Genomic DNA, 22695 nt, shown 5'->3' on the forward strand with positions numbered 1-22695 from the left:
GTCACCCTCGGATCATTTGCCACGGAGTCTGTTATGAAGGTGCTTATTGTCTATGCCCATCCCGAACCCAAAAGCTTCAACGGTGCCCTCTTCTGCCACGCCATCAGGGCGCTGGAGCAGGCGGGCCACACAGTGATGACCAGCGATCTCTATGCCATGGGCTTTGATCCTGTCTCGGATCGGCGCAACTTCACTGCCGCCAGCGATCCCGATTTCCTCAAGCTGCAACTCGAAGAGCTGGCTGCCACCGAGCAGGGCAGCTTTGCCCCGCAGCTGGAGCAGGAGATGCAAAAGCTGGAGGCGGCCGATCTGCTGATCTTCCAGTTCCCGCTCTGGTGGTTTGGCCTGCCCGCCATTCTCAAGGGGTGGGTGGATCGGGTCTTTGCCATGGGGCGGGTTTATGGTCAGGGCCATATCTACGAGAGCGGCAAGTTTCGCGGCAAGCGGGCGTTGCTGAGCCTCACCACCGGCGGCCCCGCCGAGACCTATTTGCCCGACGGCTTCAACGGCGATATCGACGGGGTGCTGCGCCCCATCCAGCGCGGGATCCTGCAATTTGTCGGCTTCGACGTGCTGCGCCCCCATATCTGCTATGCCCCGGTGCGGGTCTCGCAAGAAGAGCGGGAAGCCTGGCTCGCCCAGTGGGCCGAACGCCTTGGCCAGATTGAGCAGGAGTCCCCCATCGCAGTCGGCCGCTACCAGTAACGGCTGACGCAGCTGACATTCCCACCCCATAAAGCACAAACACAACGAGCGGCACCCGGCCGCTCGCTGTTTTTCACGCTCTGTCGTTATGGTTTTTGTTATCCGTGGGCAAGCCTTATGCCGCCTGTTGTACACCTGCTTTGCCGGTCACCGCCCGCTTGAGCCAGTAGTCGAGGCTGACGTAGCGGCCCCCGCCGTAAACCAGCAGCACCAGCAGCATCACGAAGTAGGTGGCGGCAAACTCCATCCCGTTGTTGAGCATCACGGGATCCCCGAGCTCGGTGATGTAGTTGTAGCGACCGGGGAAGTTGGCAGCCAGCCACTCGATAAAGCCGTTGAGGCGCAAGGTGGCCTCCATGCTGCCGGTGGCGATGGCGTCCCAGCCGTGCTTCCAGTGCACCATGGCGCTCGCCACACTCATCAGGAAGATGGTGGGAATGGCCATGATGCGGGTAAAGAGGCCAAGGGCGATACAGATGCAGCCCAGCACCTCGGTGCCCGCCGCCAGAAAGGCGAGCAGGGTCGGGAACGGCAAGTTGAGCCCCCCTTCCGAGACCGGGGCGCCAAACCAGGCGACGGTGCCGGCAAAGCCCACCACCTTGGAGTGGGCCCCCACATAGATGACCGGAATGAGATAGAGGCGAATGGCCAGCAGGGCCAGAAAATCGAGCCGCTTGCACTGGGCTACCGCCCGCTCGTACCACTGGATCAGGGTGTTGTTCATGGGAATTCTCCTTGGTGTTTGCTAAATGGGGGCAAGGGCGCGCCAGACTGGCGCTCGCCAACGGACAAGATCAGCAGACCCAGCCGGTAAAAATGGCGTGCCCATTCGGTCAGATCAAAATCGCTGCGAACCTGTTGCACCTGTTGCTGGAACGCGGCTTGGGTGATCCCCGGCTGCTGTTGCAGTAGCTGGATCAGCGCCACATCCCATTCGCGCAGCCGCTGGGTCACCACCTGATGATCCGGGCTGCGAAACAGGCCATAGAAGTGGTTGCCCTGCCGGGTCGGCACCACGCCGCTGCGACGAATGGCAAAGGGGAGCTCTAGCAGTTGCAGGGTAGGGTTGAGCACTAGCGAACTCTCCGCCGTCACCTCCTCCCCCGGCAACACTTGCGGCACCACCCCTTGGTCAATCTCGACACAGAGGCAGGCCCACTCATACTCCAGCAGCGCCAGCCGCTGCCTGGGCCAGTTGAGGGAACCCTCTCCGTGGCGATGCTGCACATAGCGGACAAACTCGGTGGCGATATGGTGAAACTCGGGGGCCTCGGCGCCGTGCGCGATAACAAAGCCCTCCACCAGCTGCCCTCTGTCCACCGGCGCCCAGTGAGCGTGGGTGAGCGGAAAAGCGCTCTCCAGCACCGACTCCACATTGGCGCGCACGCTGCGGGCATAGTGGCTGGCGATGCCATCCTGCGGCAGCCGCACCCGGCTCGCCAGCCAGGCGGTCTGCTGCTGCATTCGCTGCGGCGCCGTTTTGGACGTGCTGATAAGAGATAACCGTCTATCCATAGCGCACCTCCCGCACCTGACTGTCGATCGCCTCGCAACAAGCGCCGTGCACCCGCGCCAGCTCGGCCTCCAGCTCTGCCAGCGGCGGCAGATGGTGATCCCGCTCCAGCAACAAGGGACGCAGGCCGTGGGTCTGCACCGTATAACGGGCCAGCGCCACCACCTCCTCACAGACCGGACGACCATGGGTATCCAGCAAGGTGCCATCCGCCTCTTCCAGATGACCGGCGATATGGAAGTAACGGATAGCAGTGCCCGGCAGCCCGGCAATCATCCGCTTGGGGCAGTAACCGTGGTTGCGGCTGTTCACAAAGACGTTGTTGATATCGAGCAGCAGCTCGCAACCGCTGCGCGCCACCAGCTCGGCGAGAAAATCCTCCTCCGGCATCTCGTAGTCATAGCCGTGGTAGTAGGAGATATTTTCCAGCACCAGCGGGCGGGCCAGCGCCTCCTGCACCTGCGCGATCCGCTCGGCCAGATAGGGGATGTTCTCCCACTGGCGCGGCACCGGTAGCAGTTCGTAGAGATAACCCTGTTGGTCGCGGGAAAAGCTCAGGTGCTCGCTGTAGATCCCGATACCGAACTCATCCAGAAAGGTGCGGATCTGGCTGAGCAGGGTGCGGTTGAGGGGCTGACAATCGCCGAGGGAGAGGCTGAGGCCGTGGGCCACCAGCGGGTAACGCTCGGCCAGCTGATGCAGCTGCGCCCGCTTGGCTCCGCCTATAGCCATCCAGTTCTCCGGTGCCAGCTCGAGAAAGTCGATGCCGGGGCGGACGGGGCCGGCGCAGAGCGCATCCAGATGCTCCTGACGCAGCCCGATCCCCCGACTGCGGGAGCTTATTGGCCGCATACCCCCTCCGTCATCTTGCTGCCCTTGCTGGATGTATTGCCATCAATCCCCTCGCCCGCCACGCCACACTTGCCATCGCGAGCGCGCACCAGCCGCCCCTGCGGATCACTGTCGAGGGCCTGCTTCTCGAAGCGCTTCTCGGTGCCGCACTTGCCCGCCGCACACTTGCCGCCGTGCTGTTCGCTGGGGGCGGCTTTCACCGGCGCATCGCTCGGGGTGGCCGCCAGCGCCAGCCCCGGAGTCAGGGCAATCAGGCTGGTCATGGCGATGGAGAGAGTCAGTTTGCCGGTGGTTTTGTTGCTGCTTGAGTTACTCATGGGCGGACTCCTTGACGGATGAAACGGGGTAGCTGGAGAGATCGCGGGCGGCCACGATCTGGCCGTGGAACTGCTGTTTGACGATGGCCATCGCCTCTTTCTTGTGATTGAGGCCAACCCCCATCCAGTGGTTGAGCACCAGCAGCTTGGGGTTCACCTCGGCGGCAATTTTGGCCACCACCGACGGCTTGGCATGGAGCGAGGCGGAGACCGGGTCGGCCCCTTCGTGGATGGCGAGCGGCATCACCAGAATGTCGGCCCCCTTGGCAAACGGCACAAAGGCCGGGTTGCTGCCGTTCTGATCCGCCGAGATAACGATGGTCCCCTCGGCGCTCTCGATGCGATAGGCCAGACAGGGCACGTCACCGTGAGGGATGCCGAGCGCGGTGATGGTCAGCCCATCCTGCTGATAGACGGTGTGAGGCTGCGGGCTCTGGTAGGGCACATCGTGCAAGGTGATGGGGAAGAGGCCATCGGTGCCATCCTTGAAACCGCTCAGGTAGGCATAAGCGCCCTTGTCCTTGTTGAAGAGGGCATCAAAGTAGCCGCTCATGCTGGGGAAGGCCGAACCGGCCTCTGGCCCCGCCAGATCCAGCGGATCGCTGCGTTCGAAGAAATAGGCCCCCTTGAGCAGGGCGGGCAGGTCGGTCACATGGTCGGTGTGGAAGTGGGTGATGCCGATAAAATCGACCTCTTCGAGCTTGGCCCCCGCCTGACCGAAGCGCAGGTAGACGCCGCCCCCGGCATCGATCAGGATGCGGGATTTCCCCTTCCACCAGATCACCTCGCTGGAGGAGGCACGCAGGTCGTCGGAGATGGGGCCACCACTGCCGAGCACCTGCAGGGTGAAGGTTTTATCCAGTGGCGTCAGTTGTACCGGTTCGGCACAGGCCGGGGCGACGGTGAGCGCGCACCCGATGGCCAGCGCCACCGCTTTCAATCTCTGTTTCATCACAATTACCTGTCGGTTGGTTGTCGGTTGGTTGTCGGTTGAAAGTGTGTCGTTTGTGTCGTTTAAAGAGGGGGAGAGAGGGGCCGATGGCGACGAGTGAACGCCAGCCACCGGCCATGGCGGGGCGCGAGCCCCCGCCGTCAGTTACCGTCCCGTTCGTCCGCCTGCCAGCGCGCTTCCAGCCAGAGCAGGTTGCACAGGCCCAGCAGCAGGGCGAATCCGAGACCCAAAATCCAGGTGAAGTACCACATAGCAGATCCCTTGAGGTCAGTAGAGTTGATGGCTGTCGCGCTTGATGCGGGCACGGTCGAGCTTGCCGCGCACCACCCGATAGACCCAGCCGGTGTAGCCCAGGTTGACCGGCATCAGCACCAGCACGAGGCCGAACATGATGGCCAGGGTCTTGTAACTGGAGGTGCTGTCCCACAGGGTCAGGCTGCTGACCGCATCGAGGGATGAGGGCAGCACGAAGGGGAACAGGGCGATGGCCACCGAGCAGAGCATGGCGGCGCAGGCAATAGCGCTGGCCAGCAGCGCAATCCGGCCCCGCTCCAGCCAGGAGGCAATCCCGCTCACCAGCGGCGCCAGCGTCCCGATGATCGGCACCAACCACAGCAGCGGATAGTCAAAATAGTTGCGCAGCCAGCCACCGGCATGGGGGATCACCCCCTTCATCAGCGGGCTGATGGCAGCATTCGGGTCAAAGGGTTGTGTGCCGACACCGGTCAGCTGAAACCCTTGCAGATCCACCAGATGCCAGCCGGCCAGCAGGTAGCAGAGGCTCACCAGCGGGGCCAGCAGGATGGCGATCCCCCGTGCGCGCAGCGCAGGGGTGCCGGTCACCTTGGCTTGCAGAAAACCGGCGCCGTGCAGCAGCAACAGGCTGATGGCGGTGGCCAGCACCGAGAGTAGCCAGCCCCAGTGGAAGTCGAACGCGCCATAGTGCAGACGCAGCGCCGTGTCGAAGCGAAACGGCAGCCCCTCCATCACCAGACCGATAGCCGCACCGAGGATGAGCGCCGGTATCAGGCCACCGGCCACCAGTGCCCGATCCCACCAGCGGCGCCAAACCGGATCGGCCAGCTTGCTGCGATAGTCAAAGCCGACCGGACGCAAAAATAGCCCGAGCAGCAGCACCACCATGGGGATGTAAAGCCCCGAGAAGGCGGCGGCATAAACCAGCGGCCAGGCGGCGAACAGGGCACCGGCACCGGCAATCAGCCACACCTGATTGCCCTCCCACACCGGCCCCACGCTGTTGATCACCAGACGGCGGTCGTCGTCATCTTTCGACACCACCGGCAGCAGCATGGCGATGCCGAGATCGAAGCCATCCATCACGATAAAACCGACCATCATGAAGAGCACCAGCGCCCACCAGATGAGTTTCAGGGTTGCGTAATCCATCAGGCGATCCTCGCAAGTTCGGGTTGTTCACCGCTGTAGCGGCCGGTATGGAGAATGGCGGGCCCCTTGAGGATCACATGGCGCAACAGGAACAGCTCCACCACCAGCAACAGGGTGTAGATGGAACAGATGGCGATCAGGCTGAACCAGAGTTGGCCCGGCTGAAGCAAAGAGACCGAGGCCGAGACCGGCAGCACATCGCTGATGGTCCAGGGTTGACGACCGAGCTCGGCCACCAGCCAGCCCGCCTCGATGGCAATCCAGGGCAGCGGAATGCTCCAGAGCAGGGTCTTGAGCAGTCGTGGCGAGTCTTGCAGCCGGTTGCGGCAGAGCTGAACAAAGCTCACCACCATCAGCCCCAGCATGGTGACACCGAGCCCCACCATCACCCGAAAGCCCCAGAAGAGCGGCGCCACCGGCGGGATGGAGTCATCGACCGCTTTGGCAATCTCCGCCTCACCGGCCTTGGCGATATTGCTGGCATAGGGGGTCAGGAGCATGCCGTAACCAAGATCCTTGCCGTGCTGCTCGAAGCGGGCGCGGTTGGCAGGTGTATCAGCGCCCTGCCGGATCTGGTCGAGGGCCTCAGCCGCCACCATGCCGCTGCGAATGCGCGCCTCGTTCTGCACCTTGATATCCTTGAGGCCGGTCACCGCCTCGTCGATGGAGCGGGTGGCGATGATCCCCATCAGATACGGGATCTTGATGGCGGCGTGGGTGGTCTGCGCCTGCTGATCCGGGAAGCCGAACAGGGTAAAGGAGGCTGGTGCTGGCTCGGTCTCCCACTCCGCCTCGATGGCGGCGAGCTTGACCTTCTGCACCTCGCCGGTGCGATAGCCCGACTCATCCCCGAGCACAATGACCGAGAGGATGGCGGCCAGCCCGAAGCCGGAGGCAATGGCGAAGGAGCGCAGGGCGAACTGCACTTCCGTCTTGCGCAGCAGATACCAGCTGCTCACCCCCATCACGAACATGGAGGCCGCCACATAGCCCGCCGCGACGGTGTGAACGAACTTCACCTGCGCCACCGGGTTGAACAGCACGGCGGCGATATCCACCAGCTCCATGCGCTGGGTCAGCAGGTTGAACTCGGCCCCCACCGGGTTTTGCATCCAGCCGTTGCCGATCAGGATCCAGAGCGCGGAGAGATTGGATCCGAGCGCCACCAGCATGGTCACCAGCAGGTGCTTGCCGCGAGAGAGCTTGTCCCAGCCGAAGAAGAAGAGCCCCACCAGGGTCGATTCGAGGAAGAAGGCCATCAGCCCCTCGATGGCCAGCGGGGTACCGAAGATGTCCCCCACATAGTGGGAGTAGTAAGCCCAGTTGGTGCCGAACTGAAACTCCATGGTGATCCCCGTGGTGACCCCCATGACGAAGTTGATGCCAAACAGTTTGCCCCAGAAGCGGGTGATGTCCTGATAGATCACCTTGCCGGTCATCACATAAGCCGACTCGGCGATCACCAGGATCCAGGACAGCCCCAGCGTGAGGGGCACAAACAGGAAGTGGAACAGGGCCGTGGCGCCAAATTGCAGGCGAGACAGGCTGACCACGTCATCCGGATTGATCATGCGTCACTCTCTTTTGTTGTATTTGCCTTGCACGTTTCGTGCGTGACAAGTACATCACGGAGCATGACACCTATAACAGATGCAGTTATATTGAATTACACCTATAACAGTTGATCCAGATCATGTCCCTTTACCAGCAGTTGGCCGACCGCCTGCAAAGCCAGATCGACGATGGCATCTGGCAACCGGGGGAGCGCATCCCCTCCATTCGCCAGAGCTGCAAGACCCACGGGCTCAGCCCCATGACGGTGTTGCAGGCCTATCAACTGCTCGAAAGTCAGGGGCGGATCCTCGCCCGCCCCCAGTCCGGCTACTACGTCAAAGCCGCCTCACCACAGCTCGTGCAGCACACCCCGAGCCAGACTCACTACAGCGGCTCGGTGGATATCAACGATCTGGTGTTCGAGGTGTTGCAGGCGAGTAAATCGCGGGATCTGGTGCCCCTTGGCATGTCGGTAGCAGACCCGACTCTGTTCCCCCATCCCCAGCTCGGGCGGGCCCTGGCCAGCTGCATGCGCAAGCTCGATCCCTTCAGCACGGTGGCCGACCTGCCCCCCGGCAACGAAGCGCTGCGCCGCGCCATCGCCCAGCGCTACGCCAGCGACGGGGTAGCGGTCAATCCGCAGGAGATCATCATCACCACCGGCGCCATGGAGGCGCTCTCCCTCAGCCTGCAGGTGCTGACCGAGCCCGGTGACTGGGTGGTGGTGGAGTCCCCCACCTTCTATGGCGCCCTGCAGACCATCGAGCGGCTGAAACTCAAAGCGGTGGAGATCCCGGTGATCCCGGGGGTGGGCATCGACCTGGCGCTATTGGAAGACGCCCTCAGCCAGATGCCGATCAAGGCGTGCTGGCTGATGGGCAATGTGCAGCATCCGCTGGGTCACACCATGCCGGATGGCCACAAACAGAGGCTGATGGCGCTGCTCAACAGCCACGGGGTGCCGCTGGTGGAGGATGACGTCTATGCGGAGGTCTACTTCGGCCGCGAGCGTCCCAAGCCGATCCGCCACTGGGATCAGCGTGGCGACAGCCTGCTCTGCAGCTCCTTTTCCAAGTGTCTGGCGCCGGGCTTTCGGGTCGGCTGGGTGGTGGCGGGGCCCCATGCCGAGCGGGTACAGCGGCTGCAACTGATGTCCACCCTCTCCACCAATGTGCCGAGCCAGCTGGCGCTGGCCGAGATGCTGCGCCAGGGCGGGGTCGATGCCCACTTTCGCCGCCTGCGCCACACCCTGGCCCAGCGCCAGCAGCAGATGCGGGCGGCCCTGCAACGGCTGTTGCCGGACGAGGTGCGGATCTCCTCCCCCGATGGCGGCTACTTTCTCTGGCTGGCGCTGCCTGCCCATTTCGACAGCCGCGCCCTGCACGCCAAGGCTCTGGGCAACGGTTTTTCAGTAGCCCCCGGCGCGCTCTTTTCCAGTCAGGGGCAACACAACCACTGCCTGCGCCTCAACAGCTCCCATCCCTGGAGCGAACAGCTGGAGCAGGCCCTCACCCGGCTGGCCGCACTGATTGCCGCACAACTCGGTGAAAAGTAACGAGGCAAAGAGCCGCTGACGAAACGAACAAAGGCCCGTAACGGCCCTGTGTAGTTGGGGGGACGCGCCTTGTCTTGCCATCAAAAACTGATCATCTGGCCATGATCTGCGACTGCACCTTGAACCCCAGCGCCTCGTAGAGGGCTTTGGCGCGCTCGTTGAAGGCCATCACCTCCAGCCGGATTTGCTGAGCATCACGGGCCTTGGCCCACTCATCGCAATGGGCGATCAGCGCCTTGCCAATCCCGCGAGAGCGGTGCAACTCATCCACCACCACCGAGCCGATGCGGCAAATCGGCGCACGGGTGAGAAACGGCACGCTCTCATTGATGCCGATCCGCGCCGTCAAAAAGCCCACCACCCTGCCATCCTGCTCGGCAACGCAGAACAGACGCCCTTCTGCGGCAATGGCATCGAGCAAAAATGCCCGCTCCTCTGGCGAAGGGGGGCAGAACACTTCGGGATAGTGCTGATGGTGGATCTCTCCTATCTGCCGGTTCAGCTCGACAATGGCGTCTATATCCAGTTCGCTTGCCTTGCGTATCTCCAACAGTTGCTCCTTGCAAAAATGGTGATGGTCCTGCTCCATCTTAGGGGCTGTATCCCGCAATCCAAATAGGCTCATCCGCATCTTTTGGCGGGCAGCAGAAACAACAACGCCCCTTGAGCGGGGCGTTATCGGCAATCCATGGCGGTGAGGGTATCAGGCGGGGGCATTAAGCTGGGCCACCTGCCGCTCGATGCTCCCTTTGAGGTTGTCATCGAGTTTGAGGGCGCGCGCCAGCTCGTCGAGATAACCGCGCTCCATAAAGTGATCCACCTCGATGGCGAGCAGGGAGGCGAGATAGACCTCGGTGGCCAGCTCCATGTCGGTCACTTCCCGCGCCAGCGCGTGGGGATCGAGGGGGCGGGCCAGCTCGGCGTCAATCCAGCGGGCCGCATCGCTCTGGCCCTGTTCGGTCAGGTACTCCTGAATCTTCTGGCGCTCGGCGCCGTCGATATGGCCATCGGCCCGGGCTGCCGCCACCATGGCGCGCACCAAGAGGGCCGCGCGGGCATCCAGCGCATTGCCTTCCAGCCCGCTGATGGGATGGGTAGGCTGGGCCGGTGCCGCCTGCTGGGCCTGCCAATCCTGATAGAGCTTGTAGGCCAGCCCGCCAAGGGCTGCGGCGCCGCCCACGGCAGCGGCCTTGCCACCATATTTGCGCACTTTTTTATTGCCCAGCAGCAGACCGAGCGCGCCGCCGGCCAGCGCTCCCTGCATCTGCCCCTTGCGCTTGTCTCCGCCTTCGTTGAGCCAGCCTTTGCCAGCCCCCAGCAACTGTTCCAGCATCTGTTTCATGGTGTCACTCCTGCGGCTATGTTCCCGTCGATAGAGCAAGATAGTGACCCCGCCCCCCTGAATCGGGGATGAACCCTTGACCGGGCAGGCCGATGGGGCAAAGCTCAGGGAAACCCTTCAGGCAATAAGGATGTAACTGTGCCCAATCGCGAACTGACCCTGCAATTTCTGGCCGAACCCTCCGACGTCAATTTCGGCGGCAAGGTACACGGCGGCATGGTGATGAAGTGGATCGATCAGGCGGGCTATGCCTGCGCAGCCGGCTGGTGTGGCGGCTATGCGGTGACCGTCTATGTGGGGGGGATCCGTTTTTTGCGCCCCATCCAGATTGGCCAGCTGGTGGAGGTTCACGCCCAGGTGATCCATACCGGCACCACCAGCATGCATCTGGCGGTGGATGTCTACAGCCGCCACCCCACCGACACCGAGCGCCACAAGACCACCCACTGCATCATCATATTTGTGGCGATGGATGAGCAGGGCAAACCGACCCCGGTGCCCCAGTGGCAGCCGGTGAGCGAGAGCGATCTGCAGTTGCAGCAGTACGCCAAAAAGCTGATCGCCCTGCGCGAGGAGATCGACAAGGAGATGCGCCAGCACCTCTGACCTTGGTGGCTCACAACCCGACAGAGCGGGCGCTTTCGGCCAACGGCGGCGCCCCTGTATAATCCCCCCTCTTCCCGCAACAGGAACCCTGCCCATGTCACTGGAAACTGCCCCGCCCGAGGTAAAACTCGCGGTGGATCTGATTGAACTGCTGGAGACCAACCAGCTGGCCCCGGAGCTGGTGCTGGCAGCACTGGCCATCGTGAAACAGGATTACGAGCGCAAGCTGGCGGAGGGGAAGGATCTCTGATCGGCCCTCACACTTTGTTGCGCTTTTTCAGACTTCAACTTTTCCCCATACTGCAAATTACTGCGGCCCCATCACCTCGTCACAAAGGGCGATCAGGGCCGAACTCAAGCGGCTAAGCGGCTCGCTCCCGCCTACCCCGGCATGGAGCGCCAGCTCCACCGACGCCACCTTGGGCCACTGGGTCAGGGCCAGCTGATCGGCGGGCATCAGCCGTTTGGGTAGCAAGCTCACCCCGATCCCCGCGCTCACCGCCCCCTGCAAACTGGCGAGGCTGGCGCTGACATAGGCGATACGCCAGCGCCGCCCCAGGCCATAGAGCGCCTCGGTCATCTGCTGGCGATAGAGCCCTTCGCTCGGGAACACCACCAGCGGCAGCGGATCCCGTTCCCGTGCGGGCCAGTCGCGACTGTCGACCCACACCAGCGGCTCACTCCAGCTGGCGAGCGGCGAGCCCTGTCCGCGCACCTGTTTGACCAGCGCCAGATCCAGTTCCCCCGCCGCGAAGCGCTGCCAGATGTGATGGCTCAGGCCGCTCTCCACCTCCAGCCGCACCTCGGGGTAGTCGCGGGCAAAGGCGGCCAGCACCGGGGTGATGGCACCGGCGGCGAAATCCTCCGGCACTCCGAGGCTGAGCGATATGCTCCCCTCGCTCACCTGCTCCTCGGCCTGTGCCAGCAGCGCCAGAATGCGGCGGGCCAGCCCCAACAGCTGCTCCCCCTCGGCCGTCGCCACCACCTGCCGACCGGAGCGATCCAGCAGCGGGCAGCCGATCTGCTGTTCGAGCCTGCGCATCTGCTGGCTGATGGTGGATTGGGTCAGGTGGACCCGTTCACCGGCCCGGGTGAAGCTGCCGGTGTCGATAATGGCGACAAAACTGCGCAATAACAGGGGATCCAGCATGGGGCACTCCATTTACAAAATCACTGAAGCCCATTCTATCATTTTATTTCCAAATGACTTTTGAGCCCGCTAGGCTGGCGCTTTTGCCTCCTTTGACGGTGATCAGCCATGTTCAGCCCCGATGACTCCGCGTCCCGAATGCGCCCTGTTTCTCCCAGAACCGGAAACTGCACCCAATGAATCAACGAAATGCGGATCAACCCGCAGGCCAGGCCGCCCTGCTGGTGCTGGTGATCCTGACTGGCCTGAATCTGCGCCCCTTTCTTACCGCCATCGGCCCGCTGAGCGGCGAGATTGGCCGCGCCCTGTCGCTCGGGATGGATACCCTGGCCTGGCTCACCCTGCTGCCGCTGTGGCTCATCGGGGTCGGCGTGCTGCTCACCCCGCGCCTGCGCAGCATTGCCAGTGCCACTACCCTGCTGGGGCTGGCCCTGCTGCTGCTCGCGGCGGGCAGTGCCCTGCGTTTTGATGCCCAGAGCGGCGCCCTGCTGATCACCACCGCCGCCCTCTGCGGCCTGGGTTCGGCGCTGGTGCAGGGGGTCCTGCCCGCCCTTATCAAGGAGCACTTTGCCCGCAAGGTGCCGCAAGTGATGGGGATCTTCTCTGCCTGCATGATGGGGGGCGGGGCATTGGGGGCCAGTCTCACGCCACGGCTGGCGGTCAGCCTCGACTGGTCGCGGGCGCTGGCGCTCTGGAGCCTGCCGGTGCTGCTGGCCCTCGTCTGGCTAGGGTGGAAAGTGCGTCTGCCAAGCACCGCCGCGGTCGCCATTCCCCACGGCGAACAGAAGCTGATCACCTTGCCCCGCAGCTGGTTGCTGATCGTCTGCTTTGGCATCATCAACAGCGGCTACGGCATCGTAGTGGCCTGGCTGGCCCCCGCCTATATGGCGCAAGGGTGGAGCCCCGCGCAGGCGGGCGAGCTGGTCGCCTGGCTGGCGCTGGCGCAAACCGCCAGCGGCCTCGGTCTGCCGCTGCTGGCGGCGCGCAAGATGGATCGGCGACCATGGATGGGCCTTGCCATCGCCATGCAGCTGGCGGGATTCGGCGGTCTCTGGCTGGCGCAGCCAGTGCCCCCATTCTCTGGTGCATGCTGTGCGGCGCCGGTCTTGGCGGCAGTTTTTCGCTCATCATGGTGATTGCGCTCGATCACCTGCCAGACCCGCGCCGCGCGGGCACCCTGAGCGCCCTGATGCAGGGCTTCGGCTTTATGCTGGCGGCCACCGGCCCTTGGGTGGCGGCACGGCTCTATCACTATGTGGGCGACTTTGCGGCCGCCTGGCAGTGGCAACTGGGAGGATTGCTGCTGATGAGCCTGCTGGTGCTGCGCCTCGACCCACGCCACTATCCCCGCGTTATGCGGTTACCGACCGCCAGCGAGCCAACCCTTTCGGCGCCCCGCCCAACCGACTCTGCGACCCAAAGCAACACACCGGCCTGAGGCCGGTGTGTTGGGGATAACCGTGTTAGGGATGACAAGGTAGGCTGACGCCACTCAGGGGAGCAACTCAGCGCCCCTTCTTCTGCCGTCCGGTGTTAGCGGTGCGCGGCTTGCCAGCGGCCGGTTTGCCTCCCTTGGGAGCCCCTTTGCCAGCACCGCCCTTGTTGGCTGCACCTTTGCCCGCACCACCCTTGCCCACCGGCAGCTTCTTCTCGAAGGCTTCCGGGCCCGGCACATTGGGACGCCCGCCAATCTCGTGATCATCATCGCGGCGCGGCTTCTTGCCCTGCCCCGGTTTGGCGCTTTGCACCGCAGGGGCCTTGGCCGCCTTGGGCTTGTCGCCTTTGGCCGGTTTCACCTCGGAAGAGGAGTCCTCAATCAGCTTGAACAGATCGATCAGCTCGTCGTCGGTGAGATCGCGCCACTCGCCCACCGGCAGCCCCTTGAGGCTGACGTTCATGATGCGGATGCGCTCCAGCTTGGTCACTTCAAAACCGAAGTACTCGCACATGCGGCGGATCTGGCGGTTAAGCCCCTGCACCAGGGTGATGCGAAAGACGAACGGCGCCTCTTTCTTCACCTTGCACTTCTTGGTCACTGTACCGAGGATCGGCACCCCGGCCGCCATGCCGCGCACAAACTCGTCGGTCACCGGCTTGTCGACGGTCACCAGATACTCTTTCTCGTGATCGTTGCCCGCCCGCAGGATCTTGTTGACCAGATCGCCGTGGTTGGTGAGGAAAATCAGCCCCTGCGAATCCTTGTCGAGACGCCCGATGGGGAAGACCCGAGTGCTGTGGTTGACGAAATCGACGATGTTGTCCTTCTCGCCCGCCTCTGTGGTACTGACGATACCCACCGGCTTGTTGAGGGCGATCAGCACCAGACTGTCCGCCTCGCGCGGCTCGATCACCTGACCGTTCACCTTGACCAGATCGCCAACCTGCACCTGATCGCCAATCCCGGCGCGCTTGCCGTTGATAAAGACATGGCCCTGCTCGATAAAGCGGTCAGCCTCGCGGCGCGAGCAGATACCGCTCTCGCTGATGTATTTGTTCAGGCGCATGGATTCGTTAGCCAGCATGGTGCACCTGCCACAGGTTCTGGGCCGCGCCCGGTTGTGCCATCGCCTGTTCCGGCTGCGCCGGGGAGGCTGTCTGCTGCATCAGCCAATTCACTACGTCAAAGTTCTGCATACCATTCCATCTTCAAAAAAGGCCAATGCCAGCTTATCCATCAAAAAACGCCGCTACAGTAGCATAATTGCCCCCTCTCAGGGGCAGATAGTTGCAGAGTCGCAGCGCCCAAGCGGGCATCCGAGGACAAGTTCACGCCGCCAGATGGCCCGCGATGCAACCTTTGAACGGCCAGCCTGATGCCAACAGCGGGATCAGGCGCCCACAGCCAGCGCGGACGAACGCCATCAACTATACATATCACCTTGTTTCCATTAGGCTTTAAGCCGGTTGGCCGCGCCCAATGTGCTGCGCCAAACTCGCCCGCCCAGAAGCGGCCCCATCTCTATCGCCAAGGATTGCACCATGCTGGCTCACACTCGCCGCCTTGTTCGCCGTGCTCTGCTGACCCTGTTGCTGCTGTTGCTGACCGCGTGGGCGGTGATTGCCTACTTCGCCTGGCAAGCAGCGCCGCTGCAACTGTGGCACACAGTGGTGCCCCCAGAGCTCAGCGCCGATGAGCTCGATAACAGCGACTGGCAAGCCTATCTGACCCGCGAAGCAGAGCTGTTCGAGCTGGTGGCCACCGAGGTAGTCGCCAAGACACCACCCGAGCAGCAACTGGCCAGCAATCGTTACTATCAGGACGCCCCCATCAACCCCGCCCGCTTTCAGCAAAACTGGAATCGCTCCTACCTGCTGCGCCCCGAGGGGGAAGTCAAAGGGGTGGCGGTGCTGCTGCACGGCCTGACCGACTCCCCCTATAGCCTGCGCCATCTGGCCAGACGCTATCAGCAGCAGGGCTTTATCGCGCTGGGGCTGCGGATCCCCGGCCACGGCACCGTGCCCGCTGGCCTCGTAGATGTGGATTGGGAGACCTGGCTGGCCGCCACCCGACTGGCGGTGCGGGAGGCCAGATTGCTGGCACCGGGCAAGCGGCCGCTGCATCTGGTGGGCTTTTCCAACGGCGGCGCGCTAGCGGTGAAATATGCGCTCGATGCGCTGGCCGACCCGAGCGGCACGCTGGCAAAACCGGATCGGCTGGTGCTGATCTCCCCGATGATCGGGGTGACCCGCTTTGCCCGCTTCGCCGGGCTCAAGGCCGTGCCTGCCCTGCTGCCTGCCTTTGCCAACGCCGCTTGGCTCGACACCATGCCGGAGTTCAACCCGTTCAAATACAACTCGTTTCCGGTCAACGGCGCGCGCCAGTCCTACCGCCTGACCCACGCCATTCAGCAGCAGGTGCGCCAGCTGGCCGCCAGTGGCGAGCTGGCGGCGTTTCCCCCCGCCCTCACCTTCCAGTCGGTGATGGACTACACCGTCAGCACCCGCTCCATCATTGCCGATCTCTACCACTACCTGCCGGCCAACGGCAGCGAACTGGTGCTGTTTGATATCAACCGCAGCACCCTGTTTGGCCCACTGATGAGCTCGGCCTCCGAGCTGGCGCTGCACCGCTTGCAGCCAAACGCCCCCGAGCACTATCGCCTCACTGTGGTGGGCAATGTCGAGCCAACCTCCCCCGCGACGCAGGCCAGAACGCTGGCCAGCGCAGACCAGCCTGCACAGCTCCGCCCGCTGGGCATCGACTATCCCAAGGAGATCTACTCCCTCTCCCATGTGGCGCTCCCCTTCCCGATGGACGACCCCCTCTATGGCATGGCTGCGCGCCCGGAGCAGCGGGAGCAATACGGCATCAATCTCGGCGGTCTGGCCCTGCGTGGCGAGCGCGGCGTGCTGATCGTCAACCCCGGCGCCCTCACCCGCACCTCTTCCAACCCCTTCTACCCCTATCTGCAGCAGCGCGTGATGGAGACCCTCACCGCCCCTCCCGTCGCCCCGTCTGCCGCCGTAATCCCTGCCAGCAGCAGTCAATATGATGCGGCCTATCAGGCCGAACTGGAGCAGTTTTTACAGGAGATCGATGAGAGCAGCACGCCTTTCTAGGGCGTTTCTGGAGTATCGGCAAAGAGCCACTGGCGCTGGGTCGATAGCGATACAAGAAAGGGGCCGTCAAGTGACGGCCCCTTTCTATTGATGATGGCGATGGGAGTGATGGCTTGGTGGGCTCAGGGATAGATGCTCACTTCTATCAGATTCTGATCCGGGTCGAGGAAGTAGATGGACTCGATGGCCCCGCAAGCACCGCTTTTGGTCACCGGCCCCTCGACAATCTCCACCCCGTGGCAGGCCAGCTGGGCCATCACCTGCTCCAGCGGCCAGCGGGTGATAAGGCAGACATCTCCCGACCCCACCTGCGCCCGATTGCGCGGCTCCTGCCCCAGCAGTTGCAGATTGATCTTCTGGTTGCCAAACCCTACCGCCCGGCGCCCCGCACCGAAGGTGATGGCCTCCATATTGAGCACCGAACTGTAAAACGCCACGGCCCGTTCGATATCACTGACCGTCAATACCAGATGGTCGATATGGCTGATCATGGTTACCTCCTAGTGACGCCGACAAGGCGGTCAATTGCAACAACACTTGAGATGACAGCATACCGATACGGCAGGCGACGGGCAAAAAATGGTATCTAGATCCAGTTATTTTAATAAAGAGTTACCAAATTTCCTTCGTTGAAAAATTTCGACGCATATAGGAATACGAGATAATTCATCTTGCCTTTACAAAAACCACTGGATACCATTTAAGCATTTTATAACTATTTCAAAGTACCTTCTTATATATTTGCGATCCATCTTAGAGTTTCTGAGAAATGTATGTAAATCATGGAAAATCCATACAACTTTTCTGGCCGTGTGAAAATCACATGAACAACGTTGAACAGCTAGTTGGCGCCCCATCCAACCGTAGCAATTACAGATTCGCCAATGACCAAGTGAAGAAAGTAACAAAAGTCGCGAGACGAGACGAAGCCACAACTCACTTAAACGATACAGAAAATGCATCGGGTAGTGACTTCAAGAAGCAAGTCGCTTGCACCTCACAATCCTAGGGGGTATCCCATAAATGACCGTTCCAGAACTTGAATTCCTGAAAAATGAAGCCGGTGAAGAAGAAGGACTTTCCGACGCAGGTATCGAAACCTTCCGCGATGATCCATATGCAAGCTGTGCCAGAGAGGCTGGTCAAAACTCACGCGATGCTGGCCTTGATGGCAAGCCAGTCCGAATGACGTTCGATTTGAAACAGGAAGATATTGCAAATATCCCTTTTCATGCATCACTTGCGAGAACCTTGAACTGCTGCAGCAGCCAAGCTCATGCAGAGAAAGAAAAGGAGTTTTTCAAAAATGCGTGTGCCGTAATGTCCAGAGATACATTACCAATTTTGAGAATATCCGACTTCAATACGAAGGGACTTATAGGACCTCCAGAGAAAAGTGGAACGGCATTTCACTCATTGCTGAAGTCATCAGGAGTAAGCAAAAAAGACAGCGAAACCTCAGGAGGGTCTTACGGAATAGGGAAAAATGCAAATTTTGCAGTTTCAGACCTGCAAACAGTTATGTATTCGACACTTTATGTCGGAGAAGATAATGAGCATCATTTTGCAGCACAAGGTAAGGTAAAGCTAGTATCTCATACTGACGGGAACAACGTTCATAGGCGTGCTATAGGGTACTGGGGATTCTCTGATAACTTCCGAGCCATTACCAACGCCTCTCAAGTTCCAGCATGGATGCAACGTTCAGATGTTGGAACTTCTATATTTTGTGTCGGATTTCGCGAGTCGGAAGACTGGGCTGAACGGATGGCATTCTCGCTTGTTTCCAATTTTTTTGTAGCTATTCAAAATGAAGACATGGAATTCGAGGTAGATTCTGGAAAAATAAAAATAAACAGCAATACCCTTGAGGAATTATTATCGAATGATGCTATTGAAGAAACAGCTGATAAATCTGGGCACTCTTCCGAGTTGGAATTTGCACGTCAACTATACAAATGTCTAGTTGCGGAAACTGCTACAGAAGAAATCATTGATATCCCTAACTTGGGAAAAATGAAAGTCCGGATACTAATGGAAGTTGGCATGCCGCGACGGGTTGGATTTGTTCGAAATGGCATGCTTATTACCGATAACCTCAGGAATTTTGGCCATGTTCTTGCAAGGTTCAATGGCGCAGATTTCATCGCGTTGGTAGAACCCAATGATGATTCCGCAAGCAAGGTTCTTAAAAAGCTGGAGAATCCTGCGCACAATGCTTTTTCTGCAGAACGTATATCTGACCCTGAAGGGCGACGTACTACGGAAAAAGCAATGCGTAAATTGGGTGAAAAATTACGAAACATAATTAAATCATACACAACCATACCAGTTCAGGACTCATTAACACTAGATGAGTTGGGAGAGTTCTTTTCTTACAAGGGAACATCAGATACAGAACCAGATCCCAACAGTGAGAACGACCCTGAAAAATACACATATTCAGCAGCTCATGTTAATACCAGAAAAAATAGTACTTATCGCCATAATGTTAAAGATGACGGGCAGAATGGCAGGCACAAAGCACGTAATAGCACAACATCCAATGGAGGAAGCAGCTCTCAACCAATATCTAAAGGAGCTGAAGATACTGATAGATCGGATATGCATACCGCATTAAATCTATTGGATGTAAGGAACCGTATAGCCCCTGATGATAAAGGCATAGCTAAGTCAAGAACGTTATACTTTAGTTCTCCTGTCACGGGGAAAATTGAGTTGATATTACAAGCAACAGGTGTCAATACCCCTGAGAGCTTACATCCAGTAAACGCAAACGGTGCATCTATCAATAATAAAAAACTTTTACTTGATGTAAAAGAGGGGACAAGAAACTCCATTTATGTCGAGTTTGATGAACCTTATGATGGCCCCATTGAAATTTACGCCAGAAAAATCTCCAGCATGGGAGAAACAAAATGAGGATAACTGAAAATACTAGATTTCCACACCCAGTGCTCGGGCTTGATAGCGGTGACTTTGTCGCTGGGGAATTTAGCATACAAATACAAGTCAAAGAAGATCGGTCTGCAGGTACAGTAACTTTGGAGCATGCAATCACTCTAACTGAACCAGCGATTCGAGCTCTAGTTGAGAGTAATCAAGCATCGGTTGGATGCATAATAAAATGTGCTGATACCTTCTTCAGCGATCTCAAAAAAATGACTTGGTCAACCGGGATAACAGATTTCCCTCCAAATCAATTACTTAATCAGGTTACTTTTCTCCCAATCGTTTGGTTGAAAAAAGACTTGGATAATTGGGATCCTGGTACGATCAATTCTGAGTTCTCCCCTCCTATATCTCTCAAGAAGAGCGATATTATTGCAATTGGTAACGAGTTAATGATAAGCGTCGGGCAAGCGAAGCTGACACCTATTGAGAGTATTTTCGAGCTTGTTAAGTCAGAAAGGATTCCCGATGGAGAGTTACAGGTAGACATATCTGGATCCTGTATTGGTTTACTTGTCTCAGAAAAAACATTTCAGACTCTTAGTGAGCTGAGATTACAGTCACACTCGAAAGATATATTGATGAGTTCGATATATCTTCCTGCGGTAATGGAGGTTCTAGACATACTCCGTAATGACAGCAAGGAATATGAATTGCAGCGCTGGTACCAGCCATTTCTTGCCAAGTGTCATGCAAAGGGTATCGACATAGAATCAAACCATTCAATTCTTGAAGCAGCACAATGTCTTTTGGAACATCCAATATCTCATCTTGGAAAAATTGCAGAGGAATAAAAAATGTCTTATGTGCCTCTTAAATATTTATCACAAAGTGTTTTAGACTCACTTGGTAATGATATCTCATCTAATCGAGAAAGGTACATTAGCGGGGACTTTTCAGACCTTGCCAAGGAGAATGGATGGGAAATAAAAAGCAATACAGTAAATGTTGATCTAGATGCACTAAATGAACTCAATGGCACTAAAAGTACCGCTGAAGCTGACATCAGAAACTCCCTGATTGTTTACAAGTCCTTACAAGGTATGACCCCGGCATTAGCAAGAGAAGAACGTTTATGGGTTAGACTGACTCATGTTGAATGCTTGCAATATAGCAGAGCTAGATGGATAAAAAATGTTAATGACGAAGCCTTGGATAACACCGTAAAAAAGCATTTTTTTGCCAGAGGACGTACCGGTGTTCGTGATGATAATGCAATATCTAGATTATGGTGGAATATGCATGTCGCAACAATCGCAAATCCAGAATCCCCAGAAAGTGCACTTCAACTAATACTCAAAACTGCCGATATTCGTCAGGCTATTGTAGAGCGACCAAATATTGCATCGCGAAAACATCTTGCTCAGGCAATAGTGCGTGCAATGGATGCTATTCCTTGGCTAACTTCCTCTGAAGTTATTTTTCGTGAATTCATGAAAGAAATGAATAGGGACGCTGGCGGTATTTTATTTGAGGCGATATCAGCCTCTGAGGCTGATTGTATCCTTAGAAAATATGCCTCACGGGTTAAATTTAATTTAGAGAATTCGGAAAAATAATTTCATTTTAAAGGCGAAGCAAGTAGGTACCTTATAACTTGCTTCGCCTTTTTATTCTACTGACCACACTACATAGTTTATTTATGATGGTTGTGTTTTGATAATATAATATTTAAAACCAGTTTCGCTATTTTATTTGCTAGCAACGGCGGCACTGCATTACCAACTTGATGATACTGCTGTGTCCTCCCCCCTTGGAAGAAATAGTTGTCAGGAAATGTCTGCAAGCGGGCGGCTTCTCTCACTGTCAGACTGCGACATTGCCTTGGATCGTAGTGGATGAAATAATGCCCATCCTTCGAAATGTGACTGGTGATTGTTGTTGATGGTGCATCAGCCAGCTGCACTCTGAATCTGTCAGAAAAATTGCCGGACTCCCAGTTTTTGTGATCCGGAGCCAATCCTGGCAGACAAAAATCTGTATGGCCTTTTGGTGAACGACCATATTCTTCAGCAAAACATGCCGCAAAACCATAACGGGCCAAATCATCAATACGATGCCCTCTGGTTTCATGATTCAACCATACCTTAAGCTTGGGATCCGAATACCATTTCTCTAACTTGTAATTACCAATAAAAACGGACTTTTCATCTTTTTCAAGACGCAATGAACCAGGATGGCTTGCCTCAAGAGTTTCAGCCACTGCGGACAATTTATTGGCAAGAGGCTTTATATGTTCAGCCCCCAGTGGAGCATTCAGGGCAAGCTCCATCAATTGATCATTAACAGAAGAAACCCAATTTTCATAAGAATCTTCCTGCTTGCTCAACTTGCTTCTCAAGACAGGTAGATCACCTATTACTTGTTTTACCGTGATGGGTTCTTCTTGTGACAATTTCGGCAATTCAGTCAATATGCGATCATCCCGAATACCTAGCAAAATCACTCGGTGACGAGCTTGTGGGATACCATACTCCTCTGATTTAATTATGAACTTTCTTGCATCAATTGCTTTGGGGTCATCGCCATCTCTGAATACCTCGTCGCTAACCAGTGACACAATCTGGTAACGCAAATCATCATCAGAAACATCCAATGCAGCATTGGGGTTTGCCAGATCTCGAAGTATCTGATGGAAAATAAAATCCCCATTTATTTTTGAAGATAGGATACCTTTGACATTCTCCATGACAAATATATCTGGCCTGTTTCTTTGAATAATCCGCAGATACTCTTTGTATAAAAAATGTCGATGGTCTTCTTCCGGTTTGTAATCGGATTTGCCCTTGTTTCTGGAACGCCCTGCAAGGGAGTATGCTTGGCAGGGAGGCCCACCAATCAACACCCATGGCTGGGATTCGTTTCTGTTTTCAAGCGCCTTGGTTATTGCCTGATCAAGTCGTTGATTGCCAGATTCACTGCCGATCTCCAGACACATGGCTTCCAAACCAGCCTTCTCCCAGAGGTCATTAGTCTTTTCCGTGTAAGGTTGGTCAGCGTCACCATTGCAATACTGGTAGTAATCTTGGAGGCAATCTCGCCGATGATTTGAGCAGGCGATAAAAGGAGCGAAGTCTCAAGGTTTCACGTGCTATTGGGTCCTTCTCCGCGGAAACCCGGATCTCGAATGCCTTGCCATCGTTGAGAGATGAAAACCCCTCACCCAAACCACCAGGACCGGCAAACAAATCGACAACGGGGATGGATGATGAAAAAATGCTCATTGGTAA

General features: G+C 57.9%; 23 protein-coding genes and 1 pseudogene. 9 read left to right on the forward strand and 15 right to left on the reverse strand.

Features of this window, described 5'->3' with window-relative positions; all coding sequences use genetic code 11:
* The first annotated feature begins 33 nt into the window (after positions 1–33).
* The gene (locus ACTG2B_RS13595) at positions 34–705 is read left to right on the forward strand and encodes an NAD(P)H-dependent oxidoreductase (RefSeq protein WP_005359664.1); all 672 of its coding nucleotides are present in this window, start codon (positions 34–36) and stop codon (positions 703–705) included.
* Between the two features lie 115 nt (positions 706–820).
* Here ACTG2B_RS13595 and ACTG2B_RS13600 read toward each other — a convergent pair whose 3' ends face one another.
* The 8 genes from ACTG2B_RS13600 to ACTG2B_RS13635 form a co-directional block, all read right to left on the reverse strand.
* Positions 821–1429, reverse strand: a complete 609-nt coding sequence (locus tag ACTG2B_RS13600; RefSeq protein WP_088869289.1) for an HvfX family Cu-binding RiPP maturation protein — start codon at positions 1427–1429, stop codon at positions 821–823.
* Positions 1426–2220 carry an HvfC/BufC family peptide modification chaperone gene (locus tag ACTG2B_RS13605; protein ID WP_439996089.1) on the reverse strand — a complete coding sequence of 265 codons (795 nt, stop codon included), beginning with the start codon at positions 2218–2220 and terminating at the stop codon, positions 1426–1428. The genes ACTG2B_RS13600 and ACTG2B_RS13605 overlap by 4 nt, the downstream gene beginning before the upstream one ends.
* On the reverse strand, positions 2213–3070 hold the full coding sequence (locus ACTG2B_RS13610) for a DUF692 domain-containing protein (protein WP_368150217.1): 858 nt from the start codon (positions 3068–3070) through the stop codon (positions 2213–2215). The genes ACTG2B_RS13605 and ACTG2B_RS13610 overlap by 8 nt, the downstream gene beginning before the upstream one ends.
* Positions 3058–3387, reverse strand: a complete 330-nt coding sequence (locus tag ACTG2B_RS13615; RefSeq protein WP_005337569.1) for a hypothetical protein — start codon at positions 3385–3387, stop codon at positions 3058–3060. The genes ACTG2B_RS13610 and ACTG2B_RS13615 overlap by 13 nt, the downstream gene beginning before the upstream one ends.
* Entirely contained in the window at positions 3380–4339 is a 960-nt protein-coding gene (locus ACTG2B_RS13620) for an MBL fold metallo-hydrolase (protein ID WP_042081514.1), read from the reverse strand. Before ACTG2B_RS13620 ends, ACTG2B_RS13615 begins: the two co-directional genes overlap by 8 nt.
* A gap of 140 nt (positions 4340–4479) precedes the next feature.
* Positions 4480–4590 (reverse strand): cytochrome bd-I oxidase subunit CydX, encoded by a 111-nt coding sequence (gene cydX / locus ACTG2B_RS13625; protein WP_005337572.1) that lies wholly within the window; start codon positions 4588–4590, stop codon positions 4480–4482.
* A 16-nt stretch (positions 4591–4606) separates the two neighbouring features.
* Entirely contained in the window at positions 4607–5746 is a 1140-nt protein-coding gene (cydB, locus tag ACTG2B_RS13630) for a cytochrome d ubiquinol oxidase subunit II (RefSeq protein WP_106843987.1), read from the reverse strand.
* Positions 5746–7317, reverse strand: a complete 1572-nt coding sequence (locus ACTG2B_RS13635) for a cytochrome ubiquinol oxidase subunit I (RefSeq protein ID WP_439996091.1) — start codon at positions 7315–7317, stop codon at positions 5746–5748. The genes cydB and ACTG2B_RS13635 overlap by 1 nt, the downstream gene beginning before the upstream one ends.
* A 122-nt stretch (positions 7318–7439) precedes the next feature.
* Between ACTG2B_RS13635 and ACTG2B_RS13640 the strand changes: the two genes are divergently transcribed.
* On the forward strand, positions 7440–8855 hold the full coding sequence (locus tag ACTG2B_RS13640; RefSeq protein ID WP_439996093.1) for a PLP-dependent aminotransferase family protein: 1416 nt from the start codon (positions 7440–7442) through the stop codon (positions 8853–8855).
* A gap of 91 nt (positions 8856–8946) precedes the next feature.
* Here ACTG2B_RS13640 and ACTG2B_RS13645 read toward each other — a convergent pair whose 3' ends face one another.
* Together ACTG2B_RS13645 and ACTG2B_RS13650 are read right to left on the reverse strand one after the other, a co-directional pair.
* Positions 8947–9405: an N-acetyltransferase family protein gene (locus ACTG2B_RS13645; protein ID WP_439996094.1), complete on the reverse strand. Its 459-nt coding sequence runs from the start codon at positions 9403–9405 to the stop codon at positions 8947–8949.
* Positions 9406–9558: 153 nt separating this feature from the next.
* Positions 9559–10197 (reverse strand): tellurite resistance TerB family protein, encoded by a 639-nt coding sequence (locus ACTG2B_RS13650; protein ID WP_108542189.1) that lies wholly within the window; start codon positions 10195–10197, stop codon positions 9559–9561.
* Between the two features lie 138 nt (positions 10198–10335).
* Here ACTG2B_RS13650 and ACTG2B_RS13655 point away from each other — a divergent pair, with 138 nt between their 5' ends.
* Together ACTG2B_RS13655 and rsmS are read left to right on the forward strand one after the other, a co-directional pair.
* Positions 10336–10803, forward strand: a complete 468-nt coding sequence (locus tag ACTG2B_RS13655; protein ID WP_021230653.1) for an acyl-CoA thioesterase — start codon at positions 10336–10338, stop codon at positions 10801–10803.
* A 94-nt stretch (positions 10804–10897) separates the two neighbouring features.
* Positions 10898–11053: a pleiotropic regulatory protein RsmS gene (rsmS, locus tag ACTG2B_RS13660; RefSeq protein WP_021230652.1), complete on the forward strand. Its 156-nt coding sequence runs from the start codon at positions 10898–10900 to the stop codon at positions 11051–11053.
* Positions 11054–11110: 57 nt separating this feature from the next.
* Here rsmS and ACTG2B_RS13665 read toward each other — a convergent pair whose 3' ends face one another.
* Complete coding sequence (locus ACTG2B_RS13665; protein WP_439996096.1) at positions 11111–11953, reverse strand: LysR family transcriptional regulator; 843 nt, start codon at positions 11951–11953, stop codon at positions 11111–11113.
* A gap of 176 nt (positions 11954–12129) precedes the next feature.
* On the opposite strand from ACTG2B_RS13665, the pseudogene ACTG2B_RS13670 reads away from it, so the two are divergent.
* Positions 12130–13391, forward strand: a pseudogene (locus tag ACTG2B_RS13670) (MFS transporter).
* Between the two features lie 67 nt (positions 13392–13458).
* Here the strand turns inward: ACTG2B_RS13670 and rluF are convergent.
* The gene (gene rluF / locus ACTG2B_RS13675; protein ID WP_374860424.1) at positions 13459–14475 is read right to left on the reverse strand and encodes a 23S rRNA pseudouridine(2604) synthase RluF; all 1017 of its coding nucleotides are present in this window, start codon (positions 14473–14475) and stop codon (positions 13459–13461) included.
* Complete coding sequence (locus ACTG2B_RS13680; protein WP_265344257.1) at positions 14465–14587, reverse strand: hypothetical protein; 123 nt, start codon at positions 14585–14587, stop codon at positions 14465–14467. The genes rluF and ACTG2B_RS13680 overlap by 11 nt, the downstream gene beginning before the upstream one ends.
* A gap of 345 nt (positions 14588–14932) precedes the next feature.
* On the opposite strand from ACTG2B_RS13680, the gene ACTG2B_RS13685 reads away from it, so the two are divergent.
* Positions 14933–16513, forward strand: coding sequence for an alpha/beta hydrolase (locus ACTG2B_RS13685; RefSeq protein WP_439996098.1), 1581 nt, complete (start codon positions 14933–14935; stop codon positions 16511–16513).
* Between the two features lie 122 nt (positions 16514–16635).
* Here ACTG2B_RS13685 and ACTG2B_RS13690 read toward each other — a convergent pair whose 3' ends face one another.
* On the reverse strand, positions 16636–17004 hold the full coding sequence (locus tag ACTG2B_RS13690) for a VOC family protein (RefSeq protein ID WP_439996100.1): 369 nt from the start codon (positions 17002–17004) through the stop codon (positions 16636–16638).
* 532 nt (positions 17005–17536) lie between these two features.
* On the opposite strand from ACTG2B_RS13690, the gene ACTG2B_RS13695 reads away from it, so the two are divergent.
* From ACTG2B_RS13695 to ACTG2B_RS13705, 3 genes are read left to right on the forward strand one after another with little or no spacing between them, the layout of a single operon-like run.
* Positions 17537–19435, forward strand: coding sequence for a hypothetical protein (locus tag ACTG2B_RS13695; protein WP_439996101.1), 1899 nt, complete (start codon positions 17537–17539; stop codon positions 19433–19435).
* Positions 19432–20259 carry a hypothetical protein gene (locus ACTG2B_RS13700; RefSeq protein ID WP_439996103.1) on the forward strand — a complete coding sequence of 276 codons (828 nt, stop codon included), beginning with the start codon at positions 19432–19434 and terminating at the stop codon, positions 20257–20259. Before ACTG2B_RS13695 ends, ACTG2B_RS13700 begins: the two co-directional genes overlap by 4 nt.
* Before the next feature lie 3 nt (positions 20260–20262).
* Positions 20263–21024 (forward strand): DUF6339 family protein, encoded by a 762-nt coding sequence (locus ACTG2B_RS13705; protein WP_005350805.1) that lies wholly within the window; start codon positions 20263–20265, stop codon positions 21022–21024.
* Between the two features lie 77 nt (positions 21025–21101).
* On the opposite strand, the gene ACTG2B_RS13710 is transcribed toward ACTG2B_RS13705, so the two are convergent.
* On the reverse strand, positions 21102–22403 hold the full coding sequence (locus ACTG2B_RS13710) for a DNA cytosine methyltransferase (RefSeq protein ID WP_013723904.1): 1302 nt from the start codon (positions 22401–22403) through the stop codon (positions 21102–21104).
* Positions 22404–22695: the final 292 nt, after the last annotated feature.

This window comes from Aeromonas sp. 30P (genome assembly GCF_051919805.1).
Classification (GTDB): Bacteria; Pseudomonadota; Gammaproteobacteria; order Enterobacterales; family Aeromonadaceae; genus Aeromonas; species Aeromonas veronii.

Coding starts and splice junctions, on each gene's coding strand:
- cydX (WP_005337572.1), bottom strand. CDS start 4,590: ATGTGGTACTTCACCTGGATTTTGGGTCTCGGATTCGCCCTGCTGCTG.
- ACTG2B_RS13615 (WP_005337569.1), bottom strand. CDS start 3,387: ATGAGTAACTCAAGCAGCAACAAAACCACCGGCAAACTGACTCTCTCC.
- ACTG2B_RS13605 (WP_439996089.1), bottom strand. CDS start 2,220: ATGGATAGACGGTTATCTCTTATCAGCACGTCCAAAACGGCGCCGCAG.
- ACTG2B_RS13640 (WP_439996093.1), top strand. CDS start 7,440: ATGTCCCTTTACCAGCAGTTGGCCGACCGCCTGCAAAGCCAGATCGAC.
- ACTG2B_RS13695 (WP_439996101.1), top strand. CDS start 17,537: ATGACCGTTCCAGAACTTGAATTCCTGAAAAATGAAGCCGGTGAAGAA.
- ACTG2B_RS13635 (WP_439996091.1), bottom strand. CDS start 7,317: ATGATCAATCCGGATGACGTGGTCAGCCTGTCTCGCCTGCAATTTGGC.
- ACTG2B_RS13700 (WP_439996103.1), top strand. CDS start 19,432: ATGAGGATAACTGAAAATACTAGATTTCCACACCCAGTGCTCGGGCTT.
- cydB (WP_106843987.1), bottom strand. CDS start 5,746: ATGGATTACGCAACCCTGAAACTCATCTGGTGGGCGCTGGTGCTCTTC.
- ACTG2B_RS13710 (WP_013723904.1), bottom strand. CDS start 22,403: ATGTGTCTGGAGATCGGCAGTGAATCTGGCAATCAACGACTTGATCAG.
- ACTG2B_RS13595 (WP_005359664.1), top strand. CDS start 34: ATGAAGGTGCTTATTGTCTATGCCCATCCCGAACCCAAAAGCTTCAAC.
- ACTG2B_RS13680 (WP_265344257.1), bottom strand. CDS start 14,587: ATGCAGAACTTTGACGTAGTGAATTGGCTGATGCAGCAGACAGCCTCC.
- ACTG2B_RS13685 (WP_439996098.1), top strand. CDS start 14,933: ATGCTGGCTCACACTCGCCGCCTTGTTCGCCGTGCTCTGCTGACCCTG.
- ACTG2B_RS13600 (WP_088869289.1), bottom strand. CDS start 1,429: ATGAACAACACCCTGATCCAGTGGTACGAGCGGGCGGTAGCCCAGTGC.
- ACTG2B_RS13650 (WP_108542189.1), bottom strand. CDS start 10,197: ATGAAACAGATGCTGGAACAGTTGCTGGGGGCTGGCAAAGGCTGGCTC.
- ACTG2B_RS13705 (WP_005350805.1), top strand. CDS start 20,263: ATGTCTTATGTGCCTCTTAAATATTTATCACAAAGTGTTTTAGACTCA.
- ACTG2B_RS13610 (WP_368150217.1), bottom strand. CDS start 3,070: ATGCGGCCAATAAGCTCCCGCAGTCGGGGGATCGGGCTGCGTCAGGAG.
- ACTG2B_RS13665 (WP_439996096.1), bottom strand. CDS start 11,953: ATGCTGGATCCCCTGTTATTGCGCAGTTTTGTCGCCATTATCGACACC.
- rluF (WP_374860424.1), bottom strand. CDS start 14,475: ATGCTGGCTAACGAATCCATGCGCCTGAACAAATACATCAGCGAGAGC.
- ACTG2B_RS13690 (WP_439996100.1), bottom strand. CDS start 17,004: ATGATCAGCCATATCGACCATCTGGTATTGACGGTCAGTGATATCGAA.
- ACTG2B_RS13620 (WP_042081514.1), bottom strand. CDS start 4,339: ATGAAACAGAGATTGAAAGCGGTGGCGCTGGCCATCGGGTGCGCGCTC.
- rsmS (WP_021230652.1), top strand. CDS start 10,898: ATGTCACTGGAAACTGCCCCGCCCGAGGTAAAACTCGCGGTGGATCTG.